2 protein-coding genes and 1 pseudogene are annotated in these 5,062 nt (G+C 40.1%); all 3 read left to right on the plus strand.

Annotation, left to right across the window (positions count from 1 at the left end; all coding sequences use genetic code 11):
• A partial coding sequence (locus ACJMLO_RS09240; protein ID WP_405296104.1) for a helicase-related protein occupies positions 1 to 1,103 on the plus strand: 1,103 nt, incomplete at its 5' end.
• A gap of 41 nt (positions 1,104 to 1,144) precedes the next feature.
• Positions 1,145 to 2,971, plus strand: coding sequence for a cysteine peptidase family C39 domain-containing protein (locus ACJMLO_RS09245; protein WP_405296106.1), 1,827 nt, complete (start codon positions 1,145 to 1,147; stop codon positions 2,969 to 2,971).
• Between the two features lie 87 nt (positions 2,972 to 3,058).
• Positions 3,059 to 5,062, plus strand: a pseudogene (gene uvrA, locus ACJMLO_RS09250) (excinuclease ABC subunit UvrA); the annotation flags it as partial.

Below are 5,062 nucleotides of genomic sequence, written 5' to 3' on the forward strand. Positions count from 1 at the left end.
CCCGCTTTGATATAGAGATGCTTCAGGAAATGGGATACTGTCCGGGAGTTGAAAACTACTCCATGCATCTTTCGGGACGTGAATGGGGAGAAAAGCCATATTCCCTTTTGAAATATTTTCCGGATGACTTCTTGACAATAATTGATGAATCTCACGTTACCGTACCTCAGATTAGGGGAATGTACAACGGTGACCGTGCCCGTAAGGAAACCCTTGTGGAACACGGTTTCAGATTGCCTTCAGCCAAGGAAAACAGGCCTTTGAGATTCGACGAGTTTGAAGCGTCAGTCAATCAGGTAATCTATGTATCGGCAACGCCGAGCCAGTATGAGCTTTCAAAATCAAGAAATGTTGTTGAACAGATTATAAGGCCGACCGGTCTGGTAGATCCAGAAGTCATAATAAGGCCCGTAACCGGCCAGGTTGAAGACTTGCTGGGGGAAGTCAAGTCAACTGCCAAAAAGGATGAGAGGGTACTGGTTACTACCCTTACAAAAAGGATGGCTGAGGATTTGACTGACTATTATGCAAGAATCGGCGTCAAGGTTAGGTACATGCATTCCGAAATCGACACTCTCGAAAGGATTGACATAGTTGACGATTTGAGAAGAGGCAAATTCGACGTGCTGGTTGGCGTAAACCTTTTAAGGGAAGGCCTTGATTTGCCGGAAGTGTCCTTGGTTGCAATCCTTGATGCGGACAAGGAAGGATTTTTAAGAAATGAAACATCCCTGATACAGACAATCGGCCGTGCTGCAAGAAATGTTAACGGCAGGGTTATAATGTATGTTGATGACATGACCGATTCGGTTAAAAATGCATATGACATAACACTTAAAAGGCGCAAGCTACAAATGAAATATAATGAAGTTCATGGAATTACTCCAAAATCCACCCAAAGAACTCTTAAGGAAAAATTGGCGGAGGAAGATGAAAAATACCGGGGCATCGGTACAGATGTTGATAAGATGCCTAAAGATGAACTTCGCCTGTTGATTAGGGATTTGGAAAAAGACATGAAAGATGCTGCTGCAAGACTCGACTTTGAAAGGGCAGCCGATTTAAGAAACAAATTATATGCCTTAAAAGGCTTTGATAAATAATAATGGATGATATTATGCAAAAAGAATTTAAATTTTTATTGATGATTATCATTATCTCATTAATTTCCATTGGTGCGGTTTCGGCCCAAGATAGCAATTCAACGCAAACTGAACTGGAAATTAGTGATGATGCAGATATTATTAAAGAAAAACCCACTCCTACTGTTAAAATCAATGATAGCAATGTTGTTACAGGAGATTCGATTAACATATCACTTGCAGATCCAAATGACAGCACTGGTTTAGCCTTCAAAAATCTAACTGCCACTGTCAACAAACAAGAGTATGTCCTTACAACAGGTGGTGACGGCAGTGTGGGTCTGAAGATTGATCTTCCTGCAAACAAATATGTGCTGAATGTAAAATTCATAGGAGATAATGACTACGCTCCGATCACCAAGACATTCGATGTTACTGTTATGAAAGCGAATGCAACTATTGTTCCGGACACTTGCTCTGTTGTAAAAAACGATTATTTTTATGCTTATTTGACTGACATGAACGGAGAGCCTATTAGTGGGGAAATGTTGCATTTTTCCGTTAATGGTAAAAATTATGATTACTATACTGAATCCAGCGGAAAGGCAGGTTTTCAGGTAAGCGAAGCTGTTGGAAGGTATTCTCTAACCATATCATTTGAAGGAAACGAGTATTATAATGCAGTTTCAAAAACCATTGAATTGATTGTTCCGATTTCTACTTCCATTGTCATCGGAAACAATATACTTCTTACAAACGGGTATCTGAGAATCTATCTTAAAAGCGATATATTGTCTGCCGTTTCCAAAAAGACAATCATCGTTAAGATTGACGGCAAAGAGTATGCTAAAACTACAACTTCAGAAGGTTTTGTTGTTTTTAAACCGTCCGTTGGTGTTGGAAATCATTTGATTGAAGCCAGATTTGATGGTGATGAGAATATTACAGGGTCAACTGCAAGCAAAACCGTTTCAGGCATTGCAGGAAATGTGTTAAATCCTTTAAAAAGCAAGATTCCATTGAGAAATGGTGTTCCTGATGTGGACTATATGCCTAAAAGCTATGTCATGGCAGATGAGGACATGACCTACACACTTACAAAATCCCAATATAAAAAGGTTATTAAAAGGGACAGTTATACCCTTTATCTGAAAAATAAGATGTCCAAATATGTGGTTTTCAAATCAAAATCAGAACCTAAATACAATCACATTATCAAAAGGGAAAAGTGGAACGTGATTGAAAGGGAAATAAATAAAAAAATCGTTTTGAAAAACAAGCACAATTACTGGCCCGATTCCGTTACGGTTAACTTGAAAGGCAAATCCTATAATTATCCTGAGGTAAGGGATGTGCAGAATACAGGTTATACATGCGGACCTACCTCTTCCAGCATGTGCACTCAGGTTTTAAGGAACTACTATAATGAGGCGTATCTGGCCAAAATGTCCGGAACCTCATCTTCTGACGGTTCAAGTACAAAAGGCCTTAAGAAGGGTTTGGAGAAATTCAATTTCAAATGCACTGTATATTACAAAAGTTCATTCAATAAGGCTTTAAAACAGCTTAAAAAGGGTGGCTGTGCTTTGGTATTCCATACATGGGGGCATTATGTGGCTATTCTCGACATCAGCGCTGACGGCAAAAAGGTGCTTGTGGGAAATCCTTCAGGTGATTACGATACCGGAAGCCATAGTATTCCGACAAACTGGCTGACCGTAAAGTACATGAAAAAGCGCTTCAACAATTATGATACTTCGGGTCTTATTGTGAAACTCAGCTATTCTTTAGGCAAGTCTGCCAAAAACAAATTGAATAATCTTTATTCAAGTATGGGTACAAATTGGAATCGACACAATACTTCAGAAAGAATTCCTAACACAGGTTAGGACTTTCTTTCACTCATTAGTTATCAAATGCTCTTGCTAAAGTGTTTTATATATAATTATTTTTAATATAATTTAAGGAGTTTTATTATGACCGACAAGGATAAAAAGCAGATTGTCATCAAGGGGGCACGTGAACATAATTTGCAGGACATTGATGTCAGCGTTCCCCGTGATGAATTCATTGTAATTACAGGATTGAGTGGATCTGGAAAGTCTTCACTGGCCTTTGATACAATCTATGCTGAAGGACAGCGTAGATATGTGGAGTCTCTGTCAGCTTATGCAAGACAATTTTTAGGCCAGATGAAAAAGCCGGAAATGGAATCCATTGAGGGTTTGTCCCCGGCCATTTCAATTGACCAGAAGACCACAAGGGAAAATCCAAGATCAACCGTAGGTACAATCACCGAAATTTATGATTATCTTAGATTGCTGTTTGCAAGAATAGGAATTCCTCATTGTCCCAACTGTGGAAAGGAAATCTCACAGCAGACAATCGGTCAGATTGGAGAATCCATCATCGAAGAGGGAGAAGGTGTTAAGATACACATATTGTCTCCGGTAGTTCGAGACAAGAAGGGCCAATTCAAGGATGTCCTGGAAGATTTGCGAAATAAGGGTTTTGTAAGGGCCCGTATCGATGGTGAAGTCCGTGATCTCGATGAGGACATCAACCTTGCAAAAACCTATAGGCATAACATTGATGTCGTAGTTGACAGGCTGAAAATCAGAAAGGATGTCGACTTTAAAAGAAGGCTGGTGGATTCCCTTGAAACTGCTGCCGAATTCACAGACGGTCTGATTACAGTTCTCTTTGACAATGGCGATGAGGAATATGAGAAAAAATACTCTGAACACTTTGCATGTGTAGATTGTGGAATCAACTTTGAGGAGCTCACACCAAGGATGTTTTCATTCAATGCTCCGCAGGGGGCATGTCCGGAATGTAACGGTATCGGTTCCAAAATGGAGATAGACCCGGATTTGGTGGTTCCGGACAAGACATTGACATTAAACGAAGGAGCTATTGTACCATGGGCAAGTTCAGCCAAAAGGGAAAATTATTACTTCCAGATGCTTGATGCAGTATCAAAACATTTCAATTTCAGTATGGACACTCCCTTTGAGGAACTTCCTAAGGAATATCAGGATACAATTCTTTTCGGCTGCAATGAGAAAATTCCATTCACATTCAAAAGAAGAAACAAGTCATATATGGTCAACCGTAAATTCGAGGGTGTTGTTCCAAGAATGCAAAGGTTGTACTTTGAAACCAAATCAAGCTATTCAAGAAAATACCTCTCAAAGTTCATGAGCGACAGGAAATGTTCTGTCTGTGATGGAAAACGTTTAAGGCCTGAGGTTCTTGCGGTAACCGTTGGCGGAAAGTCAATCATTGATGTGTGTGATATGGCAATCAAGGATTCCTATCAGTTCTTCCAGGATTTGGAATTGACCGAAAGGGAAATGTTCATTGCAAGGGAAGTCTTAAAAGAAATTAAGGAGAGATTAAGCTTTCTTGTGGAAGTCGGTCTCGACTATCTTTCAATGTCAAGGTCTTCAGGTACATTGTCCGGAGGTGAAGCTCAAAGGATTCGTTTGGCAACACAAATCGGTTCTGGTCTTGTTGGCGTGTTGTATATTCTGGATGAGCCTAGTATAGGGCTTCATCAAAGGGACAATATTAAGCTTATTGAGGCACTCAAAAGGCTTAAGGATTTGGGAAATACTTTGGTTGTTGTTGAACACGACGAGGAAACCATCCTCTCGGCGGACCATGTTGTGGACATAGGTCCGGGAGCCGGTGAACACGGTGGTAAAATCGTTGCTCAGGGAACACCTTTGGATATAATGAAAAATCCAGACTCAATCACTGGCCAATACATTTCAAGGACTAAAAAGATTGATATCCCAACTGAAAGAAGGCCAGGAAATGGCAACTTTATTAAAATCATAGGTGCCGGGCAAAACAATCTTAAGGATATTGATGTTGAAATTCCATTGGGCAAATTCACCTGTGTTACAGGCGTTAGCGGATCAGGTAAAAGCAGTCTAATTAATGAGATATTGTACAAAGGCGCTAAAGGCTAG

Source organism: Methanobrevibacter sp. (genome assembly GCF_045120835.1).
Lineage (GTDB): Archaea > Methanobacteriota > Methanobacteria > Methanobacteriales > Methanobacteriaceae > Methanocatella.